A 22,736-nucleotide genomic window follows, 5' to 3' on the forward strand; every position below is an offset into this window, starting at 1 on the left:
CAACACGCATTAGACGAAGTAGAAAAAGACTGTTTGCGTTTAGCAGTACGACTACAACAAAATCTCATTTCCTTAATGTGGGAGATTGATAGAGAACCTACAACAGATGCTTTAAACAGGTTTCAAGCAGCAGTGGAACAAACTAACCAAGTTCTCCACCAATTAAAAGAGGAGCTAATTATTGTTCCTAATGATTACTATGCAAGTCTTTTAACAGCAATAGCAGCAACTAAAAAAATCAACACTATAAAATCCAGCGATGCTGGCAGCAAAACTGTTCTCAGTGTTGATTTAGGCAGAATTTCCACAAAGACTTGTGTCAGTCGCGAACCCGGTAGTGTTGTGTTTGTACCTGCCAACGTTAAGCAAATGTCAATAGAACAGTTACGTGGTGGTGTTTTTGAAGTTCGTGCTATTGATCCTTTAATGAATTTGTGGCTGGAATATCAAGGCAATGGATATGCTGTAGGTCAACTGGCAGCAGATTTTGGAGCGAATCTAGGAATCGGACAATCTAAGGTAGAAGCTGCACTGGTAAAAGTGTTAGCAAGTGCTAGCTACTTTAAACTTAGAGACGATATCTCAGTTGTACTGGGTCTGCCTTTTCTTTCCTTAGAGCAATTTGAAAACGAAAAAGCATACTTGATTAGTCAAGTAGGCGGGCCTCATGTGTTGAACTCCCGAGGCGAATCTGTGTCGCTGAACGTCAGTAACGTATGGGTAATGCCAGAGGGCTATGGCAGCCTGTTGTGGTCTGAAGCTCAACCAAAGAAAAGTCCTAGCAGTCCCGATTTTACAAAAATATCGCTGGCGATCGTTGATATTGGACATCAAACCGTTGATTTGTTGATGATGGATAATTTCCGATTTATTAAATATCTTTCTAAAAGTGAAGACTTTGGTATGAACAAGTTTTATGAATTGATGGCTGCGGAAATAGACGGTGCTGATAGTCAATCTTTGGGATTAATTTCTGCTGCTAACAAACCCAGAGGCGAACGCTATTACCGTCCTAAAAGCGCAACCAAACCCACTAACTTAGACGATTTTATTCCCAACCTTACAGAGATGTTTTCTCGTGAAATCTGTAGCCGTGTGCTAGCCTGGTTGCCAGAGCGTGTAACTGATGTAATTATTACTGGTGGTGGCGGTGAATTCTTCTGGGATGATATTCAACGTCTGCTTAAAGAAGCAAAGATTTATGCCCATTTAGCAGCACCCTCTAGGCAAGCTAATGCCTTGGGGCAGTATATTTATGCTGAGGCGCAATTAGGCGCTATTGAGCGCCGTGCTAGGTCAGAAAACTGATGTTACTTTGAATTTATCCCAAAGTAAAGATAATTTTCGGTAGCTGTAAAGATTTATTTAATATACCAGTAAACAAATGAAAATTAAACTTTCTGATGATGTTAAGCCAAAACATTATAAAGAGTGTATTCCTCTTAAGCAAGGGAAAAACTTTCAAGCACGACAAGAATTGCTTGTAAATGTAGAAAATATTCACAAGTTACCAGATAAATGGGAGTTTTGTTATTTTGATTTAGAAAAAGAAGTGACTTACCCATTTTGTATAACGCACGAGGAAATAAAAAATGATTCGAGAAAAGAAATAAATTTTTTAATTGTTATTGAATCTGAATTTAAAGAATTAATTACAATACCGGAAATAAAGGAATTGATAGACTATCAGAGGGTAGCGATATCTCGTTCAATGACTACATCAGCTACTACATTTGAATTCCTAGATACTTATCAACCTTTTGAGCGATATTATCAAAGCCTATCTTGAAATAGGTGCGTGACTATCAATCGATAAGGGGCAACGCGAAAAAGTGAGGTCGGGGTTTAATCCTCAGTTATATAGCTAGATTCTCAATAAAAATAGATGATTTATACCCCTAATTTTTAGCACCTCACAAAATCGCGTTGCTCCCAAATCGATACAGCTTATTAACAATCACCAATACCCTATTTGTAGTCTTTCCTATGACGATTGCACTATAAAAGTCAATCGCAACCTTGAGCAGGAACTAGCTAAAAAATTGCGATCGCTGAATATTGACACTGCCGAAGAATATTCAAAAGTAGACTTATGAAAGAGCGGGTAGTTTACCGCACTTCTGGAATAATCTTATTAACAGGCTACTGTTGTACGTCCAATTGGCCGATTTTCAGGTTTGGGTTTAATTGTGATTTCTACATCATTACCCAAACTATTCAAATAGCTAATCAATCTATCAAGTGAAAACCCGCTTAATCGTCCTCTAATTAATGAAGAAACTTTAGGCTGATCAATTCCTAAAATTTCACCAGCTTGCACTTGCGTTAATTTTCGAGTAGCAATGATTTCACTAATTTTACGAGCAATTTCAGCTTTGACTAGTCTTTCTTCGGGATTGGGTAATCCTAAATCAGCAAACACATTCCCACTAATAACGTAAACATTATTTTCGTTACTCATTTTTTATCCCGTTCTTTTTAGCTGTTTCTGTTGAATAATCTTTCTGATCTGTCTCGCTTTCGGCAATGATTCGCGTATTTCCTTAATTTGCTTAGGTTCTAGCGGTTCAATCTTAGACAAGTACAGACATTCGAATTCACGTAATGTAGTCTGATCAATCAGTCCAGCCTTGTGCAGCCCCGTAGCCGTTTCGTGAACGGCTTCAAGAATCGCTGATTTCTTCTTCGCCATTGCAAATTACCTCCATCAATTCATCTTCCAGGTTGGCCTTTTCGAGATCCTCTAGCGATCGCACTCCACGAAGGTACAACACTTGTTGTACCTCCAAATTTATCTCACGCTCCTAAACCACTCAGTAATCCCCTGAGCGATCGCACCAGCCATTCTCTTCTGTTCTTCTGGGTTCACTACCTGCTCAAATTCATCGGGATTGCTCATAAAACCCAATTCCAGCAACACTGATGGCGCAGCAGCCGGACGTGTCAGCGCTAGGTTGTTCCAAAACACGCCATAATAAGGTTTGCCGAGATTTTTGACTACATAGTTCTGTAAAAATATTGCGAGATTGTGGGCTTGGGGATGATACCAAAAAGTGCCGAATCCCTTAGTTTTTTCGGCATCGCCATTATCAGGTAGAGAGTTGTGATGTATGGAAAGAGCGATCGCAGGTTCTTCTTGACTGATAATTGCCTGACGTTCTACTAACGAAACCTCCTTATCATCTTCCCGCGTCATTACCACCGTTGCTCCTCGCTTCACCAACTCATCCCGCAACAACTTGGATACCACCAAATTTACATCTTTTTCTAAATATCCAGTTGGGCCACTGGCACCAGATTCTTTACCGCCATGCCCAGGATCTAGTACAATCTTGAAATTAGCTAAAGGCTTGCGTCTTGTGTTCCCAATTTTCGGCGGATGACGCAAAGCCAAAACCAGGGTTGTACCGTCGTATCTTAGCTTATATCCCCATTGTTGAGCTTTTTTGAGGTTAAAGGTGTATTTTACTTGTTCTGGAGCCTCTTGTTGCCAATCTAGGCGAGAAATCAGGGGGTCATCATCCAGGCGAATAATGTCCGTTTGGGCAGTGGTATTGTAGAGAGTGAGAGCGAAAGCACCCTCACTTTGTTGTACGCTCACAGGTACGGGAGCTTGTAAGGGGAAAACTATCTCTGTTGCACCAGGGAGTTGACGGTATCCGACACTGCGAATTATTGTCTGTGGCGGAACTGCACCAGGTAAAATGCGCGTTTCTTTACTATTAATCCAAGCGCCATAGTCTAGGCGCAACCATTCACCTTCCCTACCTGTTACTGTTGCGCGTGTGCCTTTGGGCAGTGGTGTAAGTCGAGAATAATCGGTGCTTGGGCCAGTGCGAGCCACGCCTGACTCTACTGTAACCTCAGAAACTGGCAACTCTGCTCTTGAGAGGATTTGAATTTTACCAGCCCCTGGTTGAGTTATCGTCTTGCCATCGAGTGTCAGTTGAAACTGAGGTTGTCCCAGATCGGCGGCTGTTGCCACTGTGGTACAACCTTTATAATTGCCTACGCTAGACTGGGCATAAGGCTGATTTTGCCCTGTCAAAGCTGCCAAATTACTTGGTAGTTGTGCCTGTTGAGGTTGGGGTGAAAGGGCAATGGTTTGATTCGCCAGGGTTACAGATACATTGGCATTGGGGGTTGCGATCGCGCTAAAACAAATTACTTCTCCTGGTAGTCTGGCAATGTCGGCGGCAGGAGTCAGGGAATTTTTAGCAAAGGCTAACCCCTGTGGTAGCTCAGGGCTAGTGTTAAGCCTTGTCACCTTAATCTTGAGTTCTTGATTGTCGTGACGCACAGTAAAAATATTTTCCCCCAACTGCAAGGGGAAACTAGGGGAAAAATGACCAGCTTTGCTGCGGTTAACTGGCTTACTATTGATCAAAACCTGACCATCTGGTGGTGCAGTGCCCAGAAAGAAGATTTTTTGGGCACTTGTTTGGTAGTTTGTCTGGGGAAAAACGACTATAAGAGATGGCTCTGCCAATGCTACGGAGGATGTGAGAATACAGCCTAATATTACTAATCCTAAAAGGTTTTTCACAACAAATCACTGAAGATTACACCACAACAACTGTGGCACAATGACGGGATGTATTTTTAGAAGTTGTTAGAAATTCAAACTACTATGACTAAGTTTATCTTTGTAACTGGAGGCGTAGTTTCCAGTATTGGTAAGGGCATTGTAGCAGCAAGTCTAGGGCGTTTGCTCAAGTCGCGCGAATATTCCGTGTCGATTCTCAAACTTGACCCTTATATCAATATCGATCCTGGCACAATGAGTCCCTTTCAGCATGGGGAAGTATTCGTTACCCAGGATGGTGCGGAAACAGATTTGGACTTGGGGCATTACGAACGCTTTACCGATACCTCAATGTCGCGGTTAAATTGTGTGACTACTGGCTCGATTTACCAGGCAGTTATCAATAAAGAGCGGCGCGGAGACTACAACGGCGGCACTGTACAGGTTATTCCTCATATTACCAATGAAATAAAAGAGCGAATTCTGAGAGTTGCTAAAAGTACAAATCCATCTGTAGTAATTACAGAAATCGGCGGTACGGTGGGAGATATTGAATCACTGCCGTTTTTGGAAGCAATTCGCCAGTTTCGTAAAGAGGTGGGACGGCAGAATGTGCTGTATATGCATGTAACTTTGGTACCGTGGATTGCTTCTGCGGGTGAAATGAAAACGAAGCCAACACAGCATTCAGTTAAAGAACTGAGATCCATTGGCATTCAACCAGATATTTTAGTTTGCCGGAGTGATCGCCCCTTACCCAAGGGATTAAAGCAGAAATTATCGGGATTTTGCGATGTCCCAGAAGAATGCGTCATTACTTCCCAAGATGCCAAAAGTATCTATGAAGTACCCCTGAATCTGGAACGGGAAGGAATGGCAGAACAAGTGCTGAACTTACTGCAAATGGAGCAACGCAAACCAGATTTGACGCAGTGGCAAACCTTGGTACAACGCTTACATACTCCTAAGCACGAGTTAGAAATTGCCATTGTTGGTAAATATGTGCAGTTAAGTGATGCCTACCTATCTGTAGTGGAAGCACTAAACCATGCTGCAATCTCCACTTATGGCAAACTGCGCCTGCGTTGGGTGAACTCAGAAGATTTGGAAAATGAATCAGCCGAAACTCATCTTGGGGGTGTCGATGGCATAGTTGTACCAGGAGGTTTCGGGGTTCGGGGAGTGGATGGCAAAATTGCCGCCATTAAATACGCCCGCGATCGCCAAATTCCCTTTTTGGGTTTATGCCTGGGGATGCAATGTTCTGTAATTGAATGGGCTAGAAACGTAGGGGGATTAACAGATGCCAATAGTGCTGAATTTGACCCTCATACAACTGATCCAGTAATTAATTTGTTGCCAGGACAGCAGGAAGTTGTCGATTTAGGGGGTACAATGCGCTTGGGGCTATATCCTTGTCGTGTTCTCCCTGATACTTTAGCTTTCAAGCTTTATCAAGAAGATGTAATTTATGAACGACATCGACATCGCTATGAGTTCAACAATGCTTACCGCGATCTCTTATTAAAGTCTGGCTATGTGATCAGTGGTACTTCTCCTGATGGACAGTTAGTTGAAATTGTGGAATTACCCAAGCACCCATTCTTTCTGGCTTGCCAGTTTCATCCAGAGTTTCAATCGCGTCCTAGTAGCCCTCATCCCTTATTTAAAGGGTTTATTCAAGCAGCGATCGCTCTTTCTTTATCAATTCCAGGTACTCCTACGCCATTGGAGGTGTCATAACAATTAAAAATTAAAAATTAAAAATTAATTTTTAATTGGTACACAGCAACATTAACTTAAGGCTTCAGTAGATTCGGACATATAGGGTGCATCATTCGTAAATTTTTGACTTGAGGAGATGTTGTGGCGTACTGGGTGAAAATCCTTTACGAGAGGAGAGAATATGTAGTGAATTTTGAACGTGTCCATGCTTTTTGTTATGAAGTAAATGGCAGAGTTACTTTTTGGCTACCTGATAGTGCCATTCCCATAGTAATTAACCCCCAAAATAACTTAGAAGATTATCAAAAAATTCTCGATTATTTAGAATGTGTGACGAGGTTAGAATTAGATCATGCCCATTGGGTAAAAATCTTTTACGACAAAAATGAATATGTAATTAATCTCAACTGCATCAGTTCTTTTTGTCATGAACCGAACGGCAGGATAACTTTTTGGTTGCCAGATGGTACTATCCCTATCATCATCAATCCTGTGAGTAATCCCGAATCATATCAAAAAGTTGTGCAATACGTTCACAAGGCAACAGGATATTCTTTGTCTTAGTATTAGGAATTACGAATTAATTCTCCAAGGCGCTTCAATATACTGAGTACTTGGTGTAATTCTGAATCACGTTCAATTGATAGGGCATAAGATCGTGCATACCAAGGATGTTCTTGTTGAATCAATTTGACAAAAACAAATTCCCTACCGTTCATTAGTAAGCCAAAAGTCGGTTGTGTAAGATTTGGACAATCAAGCATATAAGCTAGTGCTTGAGGTAAAGCTGTCATCACATCAAATCTACCGCTTTTAGATTCGATGACAAGTACCCAAAAACATTTTTGGATGACAAGAACATCAATATTTCCTTTCACGATAAAACTCTCGTCTTCAGCAGAAATCTCAACAGAAGTTTCGGTTTCAATCTCAAAAGGAGGTTGATAAAATCCAGCTAAATCGAGTAAAGGAGACAGTACTACCATCTTTACCGCCTCTTCTGACATCAGACGGCGCTTATTCAAGTTTATATAGTTGCTTTTCACCCGCGCGATCGCTTGCTTTTCACCATCAGTCAAAGTTGGTAAATTTTCTGTCCACTCTGTAAAAAAGCTGGTGTCTGTAGCAAGTTGCAAACCAAATTTTTCTTCTAATTCGTAAAGACTGATGTCTCTAGCTGGGATTGTTTGAACCATAATCTATAACCCTGAATAGCATTGCCATGCCAACTTTGCTGCACCCACTATCCCAGCAAAGTTTCCTAATTCGGCTGGCAAAATCTGTAAACCTACTCGTGATAAAGGCTGAACTCGCTTCTCAATTTCTGCCTTTGCTGCTGGTAAGAAAAACTCAAAGCTGCCACTTATACCGCCACCAATGACGATCGCTTGCGGTGTGAGTACATAAATTAAACTCGTCAAACCAATTCCTAAATCCCTACCATATTCTTGCCAAAAAGTCAATGCTGCGGGATCTCCTTGTTGAGCAAGAATACCTAATTCTATGGGTTCTTTGAGAGTGCGGCGGCGAATGGCAGTAGCAGAGGCATGTTGTTCTAAAGAGCCTCGATTGCCACTATTACAAATTGGCCCATCAGGATTTAATGAAATTAAACCCAATTCCCCGGCGGCTCCTTGATGTCCAATAAATAGTTTGCCATCAAGGATAATTGCGCCACCAACCCCAGTTCCTAAAGTTAGCAGAATCAGATTTTGCAAGTGGCGACCGGCTCCTAGCCAAGCTTCTCCTAAAAGAGCGCAGTTGGCATCGTTAGCGATCGCAGTAGGTTTGTCAGTTTTGGCTTCTAACCAATCTGCTAAAGGCACATCGAGCCATCCAGGTAAGTTAATGGCGATTTTAGCGATGCGTCCTGCTGCATCGGAGGGGCCAGGAGTCCCAACACCAATAGCAACAGTTTGATTATCTGGATCGATTTGTGCGATCGCATCTACCAGCACCGCCAGCACGGCCTCCGGCGTTGTCGGTTGGGGGGCTGCCACAGTTAGAGATTGCAGACAAGTACCATCGGCTGTAAACCGCCCCAGCTTAATTGCTGTTCCCCCTACATCAATGCCAATTACTTGAATTTTGTCATTTGTCATTTGTCATTTGTCATTTTTCATTGGGCATTGGTGAACAGCTATTCCCTATTCTCCAGTTCATTTTTTTTATCCCCGATCTGTTCGCGTAGCATCTCCCCCTGGAAGAAGACGCGAAGCTTTCAATTCCGATTTTTGTAAATTAGCAAAATTCGTGGTGCGAAAACTCGATTGCTCTTGCCAACCTGTAACTGGCGCACCTCTTAAGATGCCAGCAAGGGCAATAGAAAGGATAAATCCGCCAGTAGCGGCGGCAATTAATGTCAGGTTATCTTTCACACAAATCTCTCCAGTTATCAGTTACTAGTTATCAATGATTAGTCGGTTGACTAATAAGTGTCCACTATTTACTAACTATTTTCGGATTCTATTTTCTCTTCGTAATCGGGGATTGACAAATTCGTTTAACCCTTCACCAAGTAGTGATAACCCTACTACCATGAATGTCATGGTTAAACCAGGGAAAAGTGTAGTCCACCAAATGCCAGTAGGTAGAGCTTCTAAGGCTTGTTTTAAATCATGTCCCCATTCTGGAACTTCTTCGGGAAGTCCTAGCCCTAAAAAGCCCAAACCGCCCAACACCAAAATTGCATCAGCAGCGTTGAGTGTAAAGAGGACGGGTACGCTTTGAATGACGTTGAAAAATAGATATCGAGAAAGCACAACCCAGGTGGAAGCGCCCATTGCTTGAGCAGCTTCGATGAAGACTTCAGTTTTAACGCTAACAGTGTGGTTACGAACAACGCGGTAATATTGGGGGATGTAGGCAATACTAATAGCGATCGCTGCATTTAATATCCCACGCCCCACCACAAAGGCTAGTGTTACAGACAGCAGTAGCCCCGGTAGAGTGTAAATGCTATCCATCATAAACAGCAACACTTTATCCAATTTCCCGCCCAGATAACCACTCAGCATCCCTAGAGGCACACCGATAATCATACTCAGCGCCGTTGCCAAAATCACCACCTGCAAAGCAGCTTGAGCGCCGAACAATGTCCGGGAGAAAACATCATAACCTAAGCGACTAGTGCCAAACCAATGTTTAGCTGAGGGTGGCTCGTGGATTGGATTAGAGAGAAAATCTTTTGGGTTTAGCAGCCATCCCCAAGCCTGGAATAAGGGAGCGAAGAATGCCAGGAAGATGAAAAATAGGGTAATGGCTAACCCAATGAGCATGAGCTTTTGGGAAAGATTGGAATTTTTGCCAAACTGTAAAAATGTCGGTAGTCGCCGTTTTGTAATGGCCATAAAGCGATCGCCTGGATCAAAGCTTGATACGCTGACTATTTTACATATCAGATTGGGGATTGCGTAAACATCCTGACTAAAAGTCCAACTGTTTCGCGGTGGATACAGAGCTAGACTGAGTTAGAGGTGAGATTATGCCTTATCAGCCCTTGTCACTACAAAATTTAATTATCCCAAGTAGAGAAAGACCAAGTTAATGGAGGAATTATGAACGCTTACAAAAAATACATCACCATTACAGATCCAAGTCAAGTAATATTATCTGATTTACCTTTTCAGGTAGGACAAAGAGTAGAAATAATTATCTTAGCTGAGGATAATCCCAGAGCAGAAATTAGTAAAAAGCTGAGAGATTTATTTGATAAAACACAGTTGCTACCGGGAGTACAAGATATTACAGAAGCAGAAATATCAGCAGAAATTGAAGCTTACCAACGCGGGGAATGAAAGTTATTATTGACACGAATGTTTTAGTTTCTGCTGTCCTTAAGGGTAGAGTACCAAGAGATGTTATTCAGTTTATTTTTGATAATCCAGATTGGCAATGGATAGCTTCTGAAGAAATTATCGTGGAATATAAAGAAGTCTTAAGCCGAAGCAAATTTAAGTTGACAGATGAGGTAAGAGGTGAATGGTTTGAAATTATTGATACATTTCTAACGCTAATTGATGTCAATTTTGAAGTTGATTTTCCCACAGATAGAAAAGATGCAAAGTTTTTAGCTTGTGCTACGGCAGCAGAAGCAGATTTCTTGATTACGGGTGATTCTGATTTTAATCAGGCGCAAACTTTGGTCAATACAACAATTATTTCTGTATCTTTATTTAACAGGTTAGTTTGCGATGTCGGGGAGTGAGTATTGAGAATTAGTAAGTGTCAATGATTTTTTACTATTCTCCATTCCCCACCTGACTTTTCAGGTCATGTGGAAAAATCCACCCTGCCTAACCCCCTTCCCGACGCGGGAAGGGGAAAATTCAAAGTATCTCTCCTTTTAGGAGAGAGATTTAGAGAGAGGTTTTCTAAATGCCGTGAAAAGTCAGATTCCCCACTCCCCATTCTCTTACAGGTTACTTTCAATCAACTGGCGGTATTCGCTCTTTTGCTTCACGCCTTTAACTTCCTTCACCAGTTCCTTGTTTTTGAACAATTGAACCGTTGGCGTTCCTGTCACATTAGCATTTTCAGCAATATCTCGGTCTTTATCGATGTCGATTTCCACAAAGTGAATTTTGCTGTCAAATTCATCCACTACTTTATTTAAAATTGGCTTCAGGGTATGACAAGGGCCGCAGCCAGGAGAGACGTATTTAACAAGGAGTAAGCGATCGCTTTCATGGAACAATTTCCGTAAAGCGTAACCTCCCTCATGGCGCGTCGCATCCAATTTAAATCCAGCTTCTTCCTCGGCTTCAGTCTTTTTAGCTGGCTGATGTTCTAATTCATTAACTGCTGTTTCTGGCTGTTGATGGAATTCTTGAATCAAGCCAGTGGACGACAACCAACGTTCTGCCAACATCGCCGCCATACAGCCAGTACCCGCAGCCGTAATTGCTTGGCGAAACTCATGATCTTGTACGTCACCAGCAGCAAAAACACCTTCTACACTGGTTTCTACAGAACTAGGCTTAGTGACAACATAACCCACCTCATCCAGCTCTAACTGACCTTTAAATAAAGAGGTGTTGGGAGTGTGACCAACGGCGTAAAATAAACCCTTCGCGTGCAGTTTGCTCTCTTCACCAGTTTTGGTATTGCGGACTTTCACCCCTTCCATGTGGCCGTTACCGAAGATATCCACGGCTTCTGTGTTCCAATGCACTTGGATTTTCGGGTTGCTCAAAACGCGGTCTTGCATGGCTTTAGAAGCCCGCATTTTATCTGTACGTACCAACATATTTACCTTTGAACCGTATTTGGTGAGGTAAATAGACTCTTCCGCCGCCGAGTCGCCAGCACCAATTACAGCCAATTCTGCGCCGTGAAAAATTGGTGTTGCGCCATCGCAAATTGCACAAGCAGAGATACCCCGACTCCAAAATTCATGTTCGCTAGGTAAACCCAAACGTTTTGCAGTTGCACCCGTAGCAATGACGATGCTGTTGGTTTTTATTTCCCTTTCTTGCGATCGCACTGTAAATGGACGCTGACTCAAATCAACTGATATAACATCTTCAGTATATAGTTCAGCCCCCCAGCGCTCCGCCTGCGCCTTCATCTGATCCATCAGTTCCGGCCCCGTAATCCCTTTGGGAAACCCTGGAAAGTTCTCAACTTCCGTCGTTGTCATTAGTTGCCCACCAGGTAATCCCCCGGCTTGGAAACCTTCAAATACAACGGGTTTCAGGTTAGCACGTCCAGCATAAATGGCGGCTGTGTACCCTGCTGGGCCAGAACCGATAATTACCAAGTTTTCTACAGTTGGGTTAGTCATGAAAATATATGAACTCATAACGACTACGCTTAATATAGCATAACAAATTGCGATCGGCTAGGTCAGATGGGAAGCGATGGGAAAAGCCTACAGTACTATGCGCTCAAAACTTGTCAAAGATACTCTTAACTGCTACAAGTTTTCTCGCAGATATTTCCTGATAATTTCAACATCTATTTCTAGGAATTCTGCCATTTCTTGAACACTCATACCTTTATCAACACATTTTGGGGTTAACTTCAATTTTGTTTGTAGTTCTGTTTTCGCCTTTATCTTTGCCACGATATTCTCGAACAATTGACTGTTTTTGAATTCATCTAAATCTAGCATAGCTTCAATCGATCCTAATAATATGATGTGCTAGTAGCGTAACTCCTGATATTCTCAATCACTAAGACTGTTCTTGCAGATATTTCTTGATGATTTCAGCGTCTAACTCTAAAAATTCAGCTATTTCTTGAATATTCATACCTTTGCCAACACATTTTGGGACTAGTTTCAATTTAGTCTTTTCTAGGATGCTTTGGTATAATCGGGTATTAATGAATTCATCTAAATTAAGCATGGCTTCAATTTCCTCTACAGAAAGATTGGGAAACTTATAAAATACAATGCCTTGGATAAATGCTAGCACTTTCTTTTGAAGATTTTCATCCGTTAAGTTTTCTCTAGCCTGAGTGATTAGCTGTTGAGCTAAGGAAGTAGCTTTTGTAGGTGATTCTACAAAGAGTTTGGCAATTCCTATCGCCAAGGAATCTTCAGTCCTAGCAGAAAGTTCATTCAGATAAATGCAACGTAAATGTTGTTCGACTAAAGCCTGATAGCGTGGGTGAGGTGGGGTTTCATGAATGCGTTTGTCGTAGATAACAATTGCATACCAGCTTGAGTTTGCTGGTTTATATTGACGAAAATAAACAAAAATTTCTCCAAAAAGTCGCTCGTAAAATTCTTCATCTTTGTAGGTTTGCAATTCTACAAAATATAAAGGTTCATTTTCAAATCCCTGGATAGTCGAAAAGATCCCATCTAAACGAAATGATTGTTGTTTGACTTCCGGTGCAATAAATGTATAAATATCGGGATTAGTATCAGGTTTATCAATCAGTTCAAAAAATATCTGTGGTAGTTCCTTGATAAGTTCATAAAAAATTACATCTGTTTTCATTGATGCTACTAATGGCAAACTATACAGCCGTTTTTCTTTGAATACAATACATTGTATCTTTCAGGGGTTGAGGTACGTATGATAGAGATTAAAGCGTTATTTGGCGTATTATGTCCCTCACCATCACCGATTTAGAGCAGCTACAAACTGAGCATCCAGAATGGCAGATGGAACTGGTAGAGGGAAAAATCATAGTTTCTCCCTTGTCAGATTATGAGTCAGAAGAAATTGGCGCTCGGTTGAGTACCTTCTTAAATATCTGGGTCATGTCACGCAAACTAGGGCGTGTAACTGGTTCTGGAGCAGGGTTTATCCTACCAAATATAGAAGAGGACGACTCGGAAAAAAGAAACCTGCGATCGCCTGACGTGTCTTTTGTTCGCGCTGATCGGCTGAAGAAGACTAAGCGCGACTTTGTAGAGTTAGTTCCAGACTTGATGGTTGAGATTAAATCTAAAAGCGACAGAATTAAACCGCTTGAAGAGAAGATTCAGTTATTTTTGCAACTTGGATCTGTAGTCGGCATACTAATAGATCCTGATAAATTGACAGTAACGGTTTACCGATTAAAGCAAACTCCCGTGGTATTGCAAAATGGAGAGACACTTGTATTACCGGACTTGCTACCAGGTTGGGAACTAGCGGTATCAGAACTGTGGCCACCTGAGTTTGAATGAAGTACTCTTATAAACGAAATTAAGAATCTAGCCCTTGGTGAACACCAGGGGCTTAGTTATATCTGTGTCAATTGGGATACAAGGATTCTGGATTATGTAACTGGATCTTGCCAAACTTTTTTTCTGAAGGTGATAGGAAAGCGATCGCAGTTGGGTAAGTTATATCTAGAACACACAAGCACTTCCTACCCCAGGGTAAACACTTATGAAAACCGAATTAAAAGCTAAGTTTCTCCAACACATCCTCGACAAAAAGAAAGAAAACGAAGGTTTTACACTCATTGAATTACTAGTAGTAATTATTATCATCGGTATTTTGTCTGCGATCGCTCTGCCTTCTTTCTTGAACCAAGCTAACAAAGCCAAGCAGTCAGAAGCAAAAACCTACGTAGGTTCCATGAACCGCGCCCAACAAGCTTATTACTTAGAACAGAACACATTTGCAACTAATGCAGCTAGCTTTGGTAGTTTAGGTCTAGGTATTGCAACACAAACCACAAATTACAAGTACGACATTACTGGTAACGCTAGCCAAGTAACTAACCAAGCAGAAACAGTACTTGCTACTGCACCTCTCAAAAATTATATTGGTGGTGTGGGTGTAGCAACACAAGCTGCTACCAGTGAAGCTACAACCATAGCCGTTTTATGTGAGAATGAAAAAGCTAGAGTCAACCAAGGTGTAGTTGTAACTAGCGTCGGTTTCACAACTAATAATTCACCCACTTGTCCCACTAACTTCATTAGTTTATCTAAGTAAAAAATGAGTTAATAAGCGAAATATTACTCACCTACAAAATTTGACAAAAAAGTTATTTTGTCACAACTGCTTTCATTAAGCGAAATTACGTATTTTTTAAAGTGGGTAGAATACTCTACCCACTTTGTTTATTTAAGTGTGGAAATAAATCATGATTACCAATATAGACAACTGGCAGCAGTTAGCTGAACAATGCTTGATTAAAGGAAACTATGCACAAGCTGCTAGTTTATACGAACAAGCAATAGAACAAGAACCTAGTATAATTTCCTACTATTGGCATTTGGGATTGCTGTTACTCTTAAAAGGAGAAGAAGCAGAAGCCCAAATGATTTGGATGCTGCCATTAGCAGAAGCAGATACAGAACATTTGCCCAAATTGACAAATGAGCTATTTCAACTTTTGCAAACAGAAGCAGAACGACGCGAAAAGTTAGCAGAATATTCTCTAGCTTGGCTAATTCGCCAGCACATGCGGGAAATTAATCCTAGTTATATAAATAATTTGCTTCAAATTCTTATATTTTCTCTCAAGTTAGAAAAATTTGAAGAAATTGATGATTTGAATAAGTGGGGATTAATTGAAAGCTTAAAAGCAAAAGAAGATGTAGAAATCGATATTGAACTCTTGATACAAGTTTTAAAAGAGTTTTTGAATAATATTCCTTTAAACCCAATAAATCTAAATTTAATAGAAGCTAGTCTTCCTTATTTTTCTGATACTCATCAATGCTTTTCTATACTGCTTCCTGCTGCTATGCAAATTGGTCATACTTTGCGGCAGCCTATGCTAGCAGCATCTATTCTGGAATTGCATTTGCGACTGGAACCAGATAATGTAGAAATTTTACGGCACTTAGCAACTTTTTATCAAGATGCTTGTAATTATTCTCAAGGTATAGAGACAGCTAGGTTATGTTATTCACTATCAGAAGCTTTAGCTGATAAAATTTTTGCGCTCCATTTGCTCTTAAGGGGTTTAATGTCAGCAGGAGGCTACTGGCAAGCGATATGTACAACTTGTCAAGAATTAGAAACTGTATATAAACAGTTTATTCAAGCTCAACCTATTTCTTTAGAAGAAGGGAGAATACTAAGGTTACTTACACCATCTTTCGCTATACCTCACATTAAAGATACTCCTGCTGATTTCAGAGCTATTCACAATAAAGTAGCCGAGATTTTTTATACTGATATTCAGGCTCTTGGTCAATCACAAGACAAAAATTATCATCGCCCAATTGTTAAATATCAAGCTTTAAGTACTTCTACTAAAAAATTAAAAATAGGTTATGTATCTTACGCTTTAAGGAATCATTCGGTTGGTTGGCTAGCTCGCTGGTTATTTCAGCACCATGATCGAGATAAGTTTGATATTCATACTTATTTTGTTAACTACAAATTAGTAAATGATCATCTCCAAGAATGGTATCTAATTCAGGCAGGGAAAGCTCGCAAATTAGGTATGAATGGTCTAGAAATTGCTGATAAGATATATCAAGATGAAATTGATATTTTAGTTGACCTTGATAGCATTACTCTAGATATTACCAGCGAAGTGATGGCACTCAAGCCAGCCCCAATTCAAGTTACTTGGTTAGGCTGGGATGCATCAGGTATACCAGCAATTGACTATTTTATCGCAGATCCTTATGTCCTTCCAGAGGATGCCCAAAATTACTATACAGAGAAAATCTGGCGATTACCCAAAACTTATATAGCAGTAGATGGTTTTGAAGTTGGTGTACCAACATTGCGCCGTGATGACTTGGATATTCCTATGGATGCTGTTGTATATCTCAGCGCCCAAAGAGGATATAAACGCCATCCAGAAACGACAAAGTGGCAAATGCAAATTATTAAAGAAGTACCTAATAGCTACTTTTTGATTAAGGGACTTGCTGAGGAAGAAACAATTAAACGCTTCTTTTACCAAATTGCCGAAGAAGAAGGTGTAGATTGTTCTCGGTTACGATTTTTACCACAAGTTCATTCCGAGTCAGTTCATCGTGCTAATTTAGGCATTGCTGATATTGTATTAGATACATTTCCCTACAACGGAGCGACAACAACCTTAGAAACATTGTGGATGGGTATCCCCTTGGTGACGCGAGTTGGTGAACAGTTTGCAGCGCGTAACAGCTACACCATGATGATGAATGCAGGGATTACAGAAGGCATCGCCTGGACTGATGAAGAATATATTGAGTGGGGTGTGCGCTTGGGGAGAGATGAGGCTTTACGCCAGCAAGTCGCTTTGAAATTGAAAGCATCACGGCAAACAGCACCGTTGTGGAATGGCAAACAGTTTACCCGTGAGATGGAAAAGGCTTATGAGCAGATGTGGCAGAGGTATATTGAGGGGAAATAAGTCAACTTAACGTTAAATCGGCAGTTAGAAACCGCGTCTACACAGGCAAAACCCACCTCCGTGGGTTAAGAATCCATTAGTCCACGGAGGTGGACTTTGTTTGTGTAGACGCGGTTTCTAACCGCCCTGGCTCTATGTTGACACGTATGAGCAATGTCTGTGCCCCTACCGCGTGGTCTATTTACCTGAAAATTGCTGTAAGAGGTAATATAAAAACAAGAAATACTATTGTAGATATTTATGTCTGCTAAAGATGTCTTTCATGAAGTTGTCAAAAGAGCTTTGCAGAAGGACGGTTGGCAGATTACTCATGACCCCCTCTCAATTAGCGTGGGTGGTGTGAATGTCTCTATTGATTTAGCTGCTGAAAAACTCATTGCGGCAGAACGGGAAGGAGAAAAAATTGCTGTTGAAGTCAAAAGTTTTTTGGAGAAATCTTCTGCAATCTCAGAATTTCATACAGCATTGGGACAGTTTATTAACTATAGAGGCGCATTAAGGCGACGACAGCCAGAGCGTGTTTTGTATTTAGCAGTACCTTTGACAACTTACAAAACATTTTTTCAGCTTGAATTTCCCCAAGCCATGATTGAAGAGAATCAAGTCAAAATGATTATTTATGATGTAGAGCAAGAGGTGATTTTTAAATGGATAAAGTAGCTCATTATCGCCAGATTGTACAGCAGATATTACAGGAGTATAGTGAGCAAAAACCCTCTGATAGTAATATAGACGTTGAGAATATTTTTGATATAGAACGTGACCATTACCAAGTAGTCCATGTAGGCTGGCAAGGTCAAGACTGGGTACATAGCTGCATCATCCATATTGATATTAAGGGTGAAAAAATTTGGCTTCAATGGAATGGTACAGAAGATGATATTGCAGCAAATTTAGTTACTATAGGAGTTCCTAAAGAGGACATTGTGTTAGGGTTTCAGTCTCCTTTTATGAGGAAGTTTACAGAATATGCAGTGGGTTAAAACAATTCGCAATTCGCAATTCGCAATTCGCAATTACGTTTTGTGACGGGGATTTAGATTTAGGCATCAAAACACGCTGCTTATAGAAGCAGGGGACTTAAACCCCCAAAGTTGGTTAAAGAGGTGTCATCTCTAATTTAGATGCGATCAAGCTATCTATATCGCAGAATAGGAGATTTTCTGCTTTCGCTTGTGCGATCGCAGATTGATTATCTGTTGCTAAAGCAATTCGAGTATTAATTCTAGGCAAAAGAGTTTTCCATTGTGCATCACTCATCTTACTAAGCAGAGAAATTTCTGGCCCCTCAGTTATATCTACATCATCTTCCATGAGCAAATTCATGGTCAAAGACGATAAAAGCATATCGGCTTCCTCATCAGAAATATTTTGGGTATCTATGAGAAGAGTTATGTGACTTTTATCTGGGTGAGTAGTAAGAGTAGAAATGACACTTGCTAAATCTTGATACAGTAGGTCTTCTGGCTGTAACCAATCTGGAAAAATAATTAGGTTAATATCTCCTAAGCGGAAATTTTGACTCAGAGTATCTGCAAGATATTTACTAAATAGTTCTTGAAAGAGGCTGCCTATTTTAGCTGAGTAAGCGCGGCTATCTAGAAAACTAGGATTACCCTGCATTTTTTCCCTGATTTGGGCACTCTTTTGTTGGCGTAATTCAGGGTTATTGCCGAGTGCAACTGCTAACTGTATATAAGACTCTTCACTATCCGCAACTAAATCAGGGACATCTAATGCTTGAACCATTGCAGCCCCCATTGCAGAGCGAAAGCTAGTTCCCTGTCTAGCAATTACTGGCAGATTAACTTGTAGTGGTTCTACTAAAGAAGTTGTTCCCGCAAATGGATAGGAATCTAAATAGACATCGGCAATTTTGAAATATTCTTTAACTTCTTCACGGTTTGGCACTGGTTGAGGATCTAAGACTATTAATCGGTCTATTGATATCCCATATTTTGAAAACACTTTACTCAAGTGATTCACAAAAGCCTTCTTAGGATAAGCATTTGACCAATTTGGGCCAAACGGCAGCAGCACCAGAACTGAATTAGGTACTCCAATAATAATTTTGGCCCATGTCTCAATCAGTTCAGGGATACTTTTGAAGTAGTTAGCACCTGAAATAAAAATAACTGTATCGTCAGTAATACCTAAAGTTTCCCGTTCGACTTTGAGAGTTATCTTTTCTTGTTCAGAACCATAACTAAAGCAATGAGCAGTTCCTTCCAGTTTCACTAACTTTTCTCGATAGTGCTGTGCTGCGGTTGGCGAAGGATCAGTTAAAGTACCAGAAATGTAGTAATCTATGTGCCGCATTCCAGTTGTCACAACCGAGCCACCGCTAGTAGCTTGTATTCTAGCTAACCTATGCATTAATAAAAGGCAGATTTGATTAGTTACTGCTGTTACATTGGTAGCAATGAATAATATATCGAGATCATCAGCACGAATAATATTTGCCTGTTCTGCTAAATCTTGTGGGAGCAGCTTAAAGGAGTTTGCACAACTACGGCAATATTGTTCTAGAGGATGATCGGTTTGATTAAGAGAGTACAAAATTACTTCAAAATCTCTACTGATATACTCATAAACAGGAAGAGAAGCAAATGTTTCAGATCCAGGTAAAAAATGTGCTGCTAGGACACCTAAGCGAATTTTTTTTCTGGTTATAGGTCTTTCAGCAAACTCGTAATCTACCTCATAACCCTTAAGTTTTAGTAAATACTCTATAATTTCTCCACGTTTAAGATAGATATCTTTAAGATTAGCCTCATTAAAATATAAAGGAATAAAATTAGCAATGGGAGCAAAGTTATTAACTATTTCATGCCACAACTGAAAATCAGTATTTTTTAGGATCGATGTGTGTAAGTAATCAACCCACCCCTGCATATAGTAATAGTAATTATCTGCATCACCTAGTTCTTGAAAGTGGACTGGGGAAGAGAATAGGAATTGTAAATAGTCCTTAAGTAGCCAACGGGGTATGCGAGAGAGGTCATGCTGTAACGGTAACTGATCAGCACGGCAATACAGCATAGCTGCTAGTAAATACTGAATTGCTTTTGGCTGATCAAAACCTTGAGATATAATTTTAACGATATCACTAACAAAAATCTGTTCTTCATCAGTTAGACTTTCATATTTGATGCTACTATTCACTAACATCTTATGTGTTTTACCTAATAGACCCAGATAGATATCCGTTATCTGCTCATCTGAAATATTCAAACATTCTTCTGCTATTTCTTTTCGCAACTGATGCAATTCTGTATTTTGTTCACTCAAAGTTGCGTATCTATAAAGAGCTTGTTGTCTCGTTACTTGAGGATATCGTTTATCACTGTAAATTTCCTTAAAAAGCTTTTGATAATCTAATAAAATGGCATCCTTTAAAGCAGCATTCCGACGAGTTTGTTGTTGTGGATGTATCCTAAAGTGAGATAAAACCTTATTAATAAAACCAATTTTGTATTGGCTCATAATTCTGAGCCACATTTCCAAATCTACAAGTTGGCAAAATTCAGAATTAAATAGTCCTACTTTTTCAAAAACATCTTTTCTAATAAGGACTGTGCTTGGTTCACCAATCTTATTAATTGGACTGTCAAGTATATTTGGATCTTGCAAAAGTTCCTGTCCTGATTGAATTGGCTTTAATGTTGACCAAGCTTTGTGTACATCCTTAGCTTCGTGATGCATTAAAAAGTTTGAATCATAAACGGTATTACCAGTATTAGTAAACAGTGTTCGCGGCGAGAAAACCAAACCTATCTCTTCATCTTGTTCAGCCAAATTAACCATTTCTTCAATAGCATTTGGCTCTAATAAATCATCTTGAAATAAAAATTTTATATATTTACCTTTGGCTTGAGAAATACAATAATTCCAATTCTGAGCTAGCCCATATTGACTATGTTCAAGAATTGAAAAATCAAAGGATAATTTCTGGTTAAATAATTTAGCTATCTCAACTGTTATATCAGTAGAATTATCATCAGATAAAACAATTTCTATATTTGGATACGTTTGGTGTAACAAACTATTAATAGCTTCTGCAATAAATTTCTCACCATTGTAGGTAGGAATACAAATACTAACTAACGGCTGTTCGTCTAATAAATTAGTTTTCTTGTAATCAGTTTCTTGCTGTGATTTATTTAATTTTTGTTCCTCTAGGACACTAACTAGTTGTTGAGAGTAGAAATTTATAGATGTATTTATAATTGCTTGATGTTGAGAACTAAAATTATATTTTATAGTATCAAGCATTCTAATAGTTTCTTTTATTTGCCATTCTCGGCTTTTACTAGACCATACTCCTTTTGCATGAACCCTATATGCTGACATGACTTCATCTATATATCCAATTTTTCCATGCTGTGCATTTAAAATATGGAAAGTCCAATCTCCCATACTTTGTTTATAAAACCAATCAGGAAACTCTTGTACCAAACCAGCACGATACATTACTGAAGGAGTGGAAATAAAATTGTTTATTAACAAATTTTCTATAGTAGATGTTTTTGGCTGATTATGTAAAAAAATTGCAGGTGAATAACTATTATCTTGCCAAAATACTAATACATTGTGAAAACATATAGCAAAGTCTAGGTTTTTATCTAAAAAATCTACTTGTTTTTGTAATTTTTCGCTAGATGTCCAGTAATCATCACCTTCTAAAATTGCGATATACTGACCTTGGCAAGCTTGCAAAGTATGGATAAAGTTTTTGTGCATACCAAGATTTTTATCAGGCAATAACAACCGAATTATTTTGGGATACTTATTTTGGTAATCAATAATAATTTGGCGTGTTTTATCTGTAGAGCAATCTTCCCCTATAACAACTTCATATTCAAAATTAGTTTGCTGCATTAGAATACTTTCGATTGCCTGGGCAATATAATTTTCATGATTATAGGTAATCATTAAAATACTTACTTTCATGCTTTTACCTCTAATATATAAATTTCAGATATGTGAATAAAATTGGACTTTGGAAAGTTCGCAACTATTTGCGACGACTAACTTGATAATTTGACAAATTTTGCTAATATCTTCTGGTTTTAATGCCGTGCCTGTTGGTAGGCAGAGTACTCGTTTGACAAGTTTTTCAGTTTCAGGTAGTAATAGCCTATTATGAGGAAAATAAGAACGATAAGGTTCCATATTATGGCAACCTGGGTAGAAGTACCTTCGAGCAATAACATTTTCAGCCTGTAATATTTCAACTAAGTAATCTCGGCTTATACCAAAATCATTTTCATCAATTTCTAAAATAATATACTGATAATTACATTTTTGTGTTTTGTCATAAGTAATAAGCTGTAATCCAGGAATACTCTGTAATTCTTGTTCATATTGTTGGTAATTACGATAATTGATAGCAACAAACTCTTCTAAACTTTCAAGTCCTGTCAAACCCATTGCTGCTGATGCTTCATGCATTTTCCCGTTTGTACCAATATAGATAACTTTATCGAGACCAGCAAAACCAAAGTTAGTCATCAGGCGAATTTTTGCAGCTAATTCATCATTATTAGTCACAATTGCTCCGCCCTCAAACGTATTTAAAAATTTAGTAGCGTGAAAACTAAAAACTTCGGCATCTCCAAAGCTACCAATCATACGTCCTTGATGCGAACAACTGAAAGCATGAGCTGCATCAAACATTAATTTTAAGTTGTGGGTACGGGCAATTTTACTTAAAACTTCCACATTA

23 protein-coding genes are annotated in these 22,736 nt (G+C 39.5%); 11 read left to right on the forward strand and 12 right to left on the reverse strand.

Annotated features, from left to right (window positions below):
- Positions 1 to 219: 219 nt before the first annotated feature.
- Together VB732_RS29025 and VB732_RS29030 are read left to right on the forward strand one after the other, a co-directional pair.
- Positions 220 to 1,308 carry a ParM/StbA family protein gene (locus VB732_RS29025; protein ID WP_323234350.1) on the forward strand — a complete coding sequence of 363 codons (1,089 nt, stop codon included), beginning with the start codon at positions 220 to 222 and terminating at the stop codon, positions 1,306 to 1,308.
- 76 nt (positions 1,309 to 1,384) lie between these two features.
- Positions 1,385 to 1,789, forward strand: a complete 405-nt coding sequence (locus VB732_RS29030; RefSeq protein ID WP_323234328.1) for a hypothetical protein — start codon at positions 1,385 to 1,387, stop codon at positions 1,787 to 1,789.
- A 345-nt stretch (positions 1,790 to 2,134) separates the two neighbouring features.
- Here VB732_RS29030 and VB732_RS29035 read toward each other — a convergent pair whose 3' ends face one another.
- The 3 genes from VB732_RS29035 to VB732_RS29045 form a co-directional block, all read right to left on the reverse strand.
- Positions 2,135 to 2,461 carry a helix-turn-helix transcriptional regulator gene (locus VB732_RS29035; protein ID WP_323234329.1) on the reverse strand — a complete coding sequence of 109 codons (327 nt, stop codon included), beginning with the start codon at positions 2,459 to 2,461 and terminating at the stop codon, positions 2,135 to 2,137.
- Between the two features lie 3 nt (positions 2,462 to 2,464).
- Positions 2,465 to 2,692, reverse strand: coding sequence for a hypothetical protein (locus VB732_RS29040; RefSeq protein ID WP_323234330.1), 228 nt, complete (start codon positions 2,690 to 2,692; stop codon positions 2,465 to 2,467).
- Positions 2,693 to 2,791: 99 nt separating this feature from the next.
- The gene (locus VB732_RS29045; protein WP_323234331.1) at positions 2,792 to 4,546 is read right to left on the reverse strand and encodes an N-acetylmuramoyl-L-alanine amidase; all 1,755 of its coding nucleotides are present in this window, start codon (positions 4,544 to 4,546) and stop codon (positions 2,792 to 2,794) included.
- Between the two features lie 84 nt (positions 4,547 to 4,630).
- Here VB732_RS29045 and VB732_RS29050 point away from each other — a divergent pair, with 84 nt between their 5' ends.
- Complete coding sequence (locus tag VB732_RS29050; RefSeq protein ID WP_323234332.1) at positions 4,631 to 6,268, forward strand: CTP synthase; 1,638 nt, start codon at positions 4,631 to 4,633, stop codon at positions 6,266 to 6,268.
- A gap of 123 nt (positions 6,269 to 6,391) precedes the next feature.
- The gene (locus VB732_RS29055) at positions 6,392 to 6,814 is read left to right on the forward strand and encodes a hypothetical protein (protein ID WP_323234333.1); all 423 of its coding nucleotides are present in this window, start codon (positions 6,392 to 6,394) and stop codon (positions 6,812 to 6,814) included.
- A gap of 2 nt (positions 6,815 to 6,816) precedes the next feature.
- Here VB732_RS29055 and VB732_RS29060 read toward each other — a convergent pair whose 3' ends face one another.
- The 4 genes from VB732_RS29060 to VB732_RS29075 form a co-directional block, all read right to left on the reverse strand.
- On the reverse strand, positions 6,817 to 7,446 hold the full coding sequence (locus VB732_RS29060) for a type I restriction endonuclease subunit R (protein WP_323234334.1): 630 nt from the start codon (positions 7,444 to 7,446) through the stop codon (positions 6,817 to 6,819).
- 3 nt (positions 7,447 to 7,449) lie between these two features.
- Positions 7,450 to 8,352 carry an ROK family protein gene (locus VB732_RS29065; protein ID WP_323234335.1) on the reverse strand — a complete coding sequence of 301 codons (903 nt, stop codon included), beginning with the start codon at positions 8,350 to 8,352 and terminating at the stop codon, positions 7,450 to 7,452.
- Positions 8,353 to 8,418: 66 nt separating this feature from the next.
- Positions 8,419 to 8,628: a hypothetical protein gene (locus tag VB732_RS29070; protein WP_323234336.1), complete on the reverse strand. Its 210-nt coding sequence runs from the start codon at positions 8,626 to 8,628 to the stop codon at positions 8,419 to 8,421.
- 75 nt (positions 8,629 to 8,703) lie between these two features.
- On the reverse strand, positions 8,704 to 9,600 hold the full coding sequence (locus VB732_RS29075) for an ABC transporter permease (RefSeq protein ID WP_323234337.1): 897 nt from the start codon (positions 9,598 to 9,600) through the stop codon (positions 8,704 to 8,706).
- Between the two features lie 207 nt (positions 9,601 to 9,807).
- Here VB732_RS29075 and VB732_RS29080 point away from each other — a divergent pair, with 207 nt between their 5' ends.
- The gene (locus VB732_RS29080; protein WP_323234338.1) at positions 9,808 to 10,047 is read left to right on the forward strand and encodes a hypothetical protein; all 240 of its coding nucleotides are present in this window, start codon (positions 9,808 to 9,810) and stop codon (positions 10,045 to 10,047) included.
- Positions 10,044 to 10,457 carry a putative toxin-antitoxin system toxin component, PIN family gene (locus tag VB732_RS29085; RefSeq protein WP_323234339.1) on the forward strand — a complete coding sequence of 138 codons (414 nt, stop codon included), beginning with the start codon at positions 10,044 to 10,046 and terminating at the stop codon, positions 10,455 to 10,457. Before VB732_RS29080 ends, VB732_RS29085 begins: the two co-directional genes overlap by 4 nt.
- Before the next feature lie 207 nt (positions 10,458 to 10,664).
- On the opposite strand, the gene trxB is transcribed toward VB732_RS29085, so the two are convergent.
- From trxB to VB732_RS29100, 3 genes are all read right to left on the reverse strand, one after another.
- Positions 10,665 to 12,035: a thioredoxin-disulfide reductase gene (trxB, locus tag VB732_RS29090; RefSeq protein ID WP_323234340.1), complete on the reverse strand. Its 1,371-nt coding sequence runs from the start codon at positions 12,033 to 12,035 to the stop codon at positions 10,665 to 10,667.
- 132 nt (positions 12,036 to 12,167) lie between these two features.
- Complete coding sequence (locus tag VB732_RS29095; protein ID WP_323202639.1) at positions 12,168 to 12,365, reverse strand: hypothetical protein; 198 nt, start codon at positions 12,363 to 12,365, stop codon at positions 12,168 to 12,170.
- 61 nt (positions 12,366 to 12,426) lie between these two features.
- On the reverse strand, positions 12,427 to 13,200 hold the full coding sequence (locus VB732_RS29100) for an Rpn family recombination-promoting nuclease/putative transposase (protein ID WP_323234341.1): 774 nt from the start codon (positions 13,198 to 13,200) through the stop codon (positions 12,427 to 12,429).
- Positions 13,201 to 13,310: 110 nt separating this feature from the next.
- Here VB732_RS29100 and VB732_RS29105 point away from each other — a divergent pair, with 110 nt between their 5' ends.
- The 5 genes from VB732_RS29105 (at position 13,311) to VB732_RS29125 (ending at position 17,991) form a co-directional block, all read left to right on the forward strand.
- A complete protein-coding gene (locus tag VB732_RS29105; RefSeq protein ID WP_323234342.1) occupies positions 13,311 to 13,877 on the forward strand; it encodes a Uma2 family endonuclease in 567 nt (188 codons plus the stop codon).
- Positions 13,878 to 14,082: 205 nt separating this feature from the next.
- Positions 14,083 to 14,637, forward strand: coding sequence for a type IV pilin-like G/H family protein (locus tag VB732_RS29110; protein ID WP_323234343.1), 555 nt, complete (start codon positions 14,083 to 14,085; stop codon positions 14,635 to 14,637).
- Between the two features lie 151 nt (positions 14,638 to 14,788).
- Positions 14,789 to 17,008, forward strand: a complete 2,220-nt coding sequence (locus VB732_RS29115) for an O-linked N-acetylglucosamine transferase, SPINDLY family protein (protein WP_323234344.1) — start codon at positions 14,789 to 14,791, stop codon at positions 17,006 to 17,008.
- Positions 17,009 to 17,248: 240 nt separating this feature from the next.
- Entirely contained in the window at positions 17,249 to 17,668 is a 420-nt protein-coding gene (locus VB732_RS29120; protein ID WP_323234345.1) for a XisH family protein, read from the forward strand.
- Positions 17,656 to 17,991, forward strand: coding sequence for a XisI protein (locus VB732_RS29125; protein ID WP_323234346.1), 336 nt, complete (start codon positions 17,656 to 17,658; stop codon positions 17,989 to 17,991). Before VB732_RS29120 ends, VB732_RS29125 begins: the two co-directional genes overlap by 13 nt.
- 115 nt (positions 17,992 to 18,106) lie before the next feature.
- Here the strand turns inward: VB732_RS29125 and VB732_RS29130 are convergent, their stop codons facing one another.
- Positions 18,107 to 21,961, reverse strand: a complete 3,855-nt coding sequence (locus VB732_RS29130) for a glycosyltransferase (protein ID WP_323234347.1) — start codon at positions 21,959 to 21,961, stop codon at positions 18,107 to 18,109.
- Positions 21,962 to 21,985: 24 nt separating this feature from the next.
- The coding region (locus VB732_RS29135) for a DegT/DnrJ/EryC1/StrS aminotransferase family protein (protein ID WP_323234348.1) at positions 21,986 to 22,736 on the reverse strand (751 nt) is incomplete at its 5' end.

The sequence above is a fragment of the Nostoc sp. UHCC 0252 genome, assembly GCF_034931145.1.
In the GTDB taxonomy this organism is placed as follows: domain Bacteria; phylum Cyanobacteriota; class Cyanobacteriia; order Cyanobacteriales; family Nostocaceae; genus Nostoc.

Excerpts from the sequence above, each read along its gene's own strand:
- VB732_RS29030 (WP_323234328.1), top strand. The coding sequence starts at position 1,385 with ATGAAAATTAAACTTTCTGATGATGTTAAGCCAAAACATTATAAAGAG.
- VB732_RS29035 (WP_323234329.1), bottom strand. The coding sequence starts at position 2,461 with ATGAGTAACGAAAATAATGTTTACGTTATTAGTGGGAATGTGTTTGCT.
- VB732_RS29040 (WP_323234330.1), bottom strand. The coding sequence starts at position 2,692 with ATGGCGAAGAAGAAATCAGCGATTCTTGAAGCCGTTCACGAAACGGCT.
- VB732_RS29050 (WP_323234332.1), top strand. The coding sequence starts at position 4,631 with ATGACTAAGTTTATCTTTGTAACTGGAGGCGTAGTTTCCAGTATTGGT.
- VB732_RS29060 (WP_323234334.1), bottom strand. The coding sequence starts at position 7,446 with ATGGTTCAAACAATCCCAGCTAGAGACATCAGTCTTTACGAATTAGAA.
- VB732_RS29065 (WP_323234335.1), bottom strand. The coding sequence starts at position 8,352 with ATGACAAATGACAAAATTCAAGTAATTGGCATTGATGTAGGGGGAACA.
- VB732_RS29075 (WP_323234337.1), bottom strand. The coding sequence starts at position 9,600 with ATGGCCATTACAAAACGGCGACTACCGACATTTTTACAGTTTGGCAAA.
- VB732_RS29080 (WP_323234338.1), top strand. The coding sequence starts at position 9,808 with ATGAACGCTTACAAAAAATACATCACCATTACAGATCCAAGTCAAGTA.
- VB732_RS29085 (WP_323234339.1), top strand. The coding sequence starts at position 10,044 with ATGAAAGTTATTATTGACACGAATGTTTTAGTTTCTGCTGTCCTTAAG.
- trxB (WP_323234340.1), bottom strand. The coding sequence starts at position 12,035 with ATGACTAACCCAACTGTAGAAAACTTGGTAATTATCGGTTCTGGCCCA.
- VB732_RS29095 (WP_323202639.1), bottom strand. The coding sequence starts at position 12,365 with ATGCTAGATTTAGATGAATTCAAAAACAGTCAATTGTTCGAGAATATC.
- VB732_RS29100 (WP_323234341.1), bottom strand. The coding sequence starts at position 13,200 with ATGAAAACAGATGTAATTTTTTATGAACTTATCAAGGAACTACCACAG.
- VB732_RS29105 (WP_323234342.1), top strand. The coding sequence starts at position 13,311 with ATGTCCCTCACCATCACCGATTTAGAGCAGCTACAAACTGAGCATCCA.
- VB732_RS29110 (WP_323234343.1), top strand. The coding sequence starts at position 14,083 with ATGAAAACCGAATTAAAAGCTAAGTTTCTCCAACACATCCTCGACAAA.
- VB732_RS29115 (WP_323234344.1), top strand. The coding sequence starts at position 14,789 with ATGATTACCAATATAGACAACTGGCAGCAGTTAGCTGAACAATGCTTG.
- VB732_RS29120 (WP_323234345.1), top strand. The coding sequence starts at position 17,249 with ATGTCTGCTAAAGATGTCTTTCATGAAGTTGTCAAAAGAGCTTTGCAG.
- VB732_RS29125 (WP_323234346.1), top strand. The coding sequence starts at position 17,656 with ATGGATAAAGTAGCTCATTATCGCCAGATTGTACAGCAGATATTACAG.
- VB732_RS29130 (WP_323234347.1), bottom strand. The coding sequence starts at position 21,961 with ATGAAAGTAAGTATTTTAATGATTACCTATAATCATGAAAATTATATT.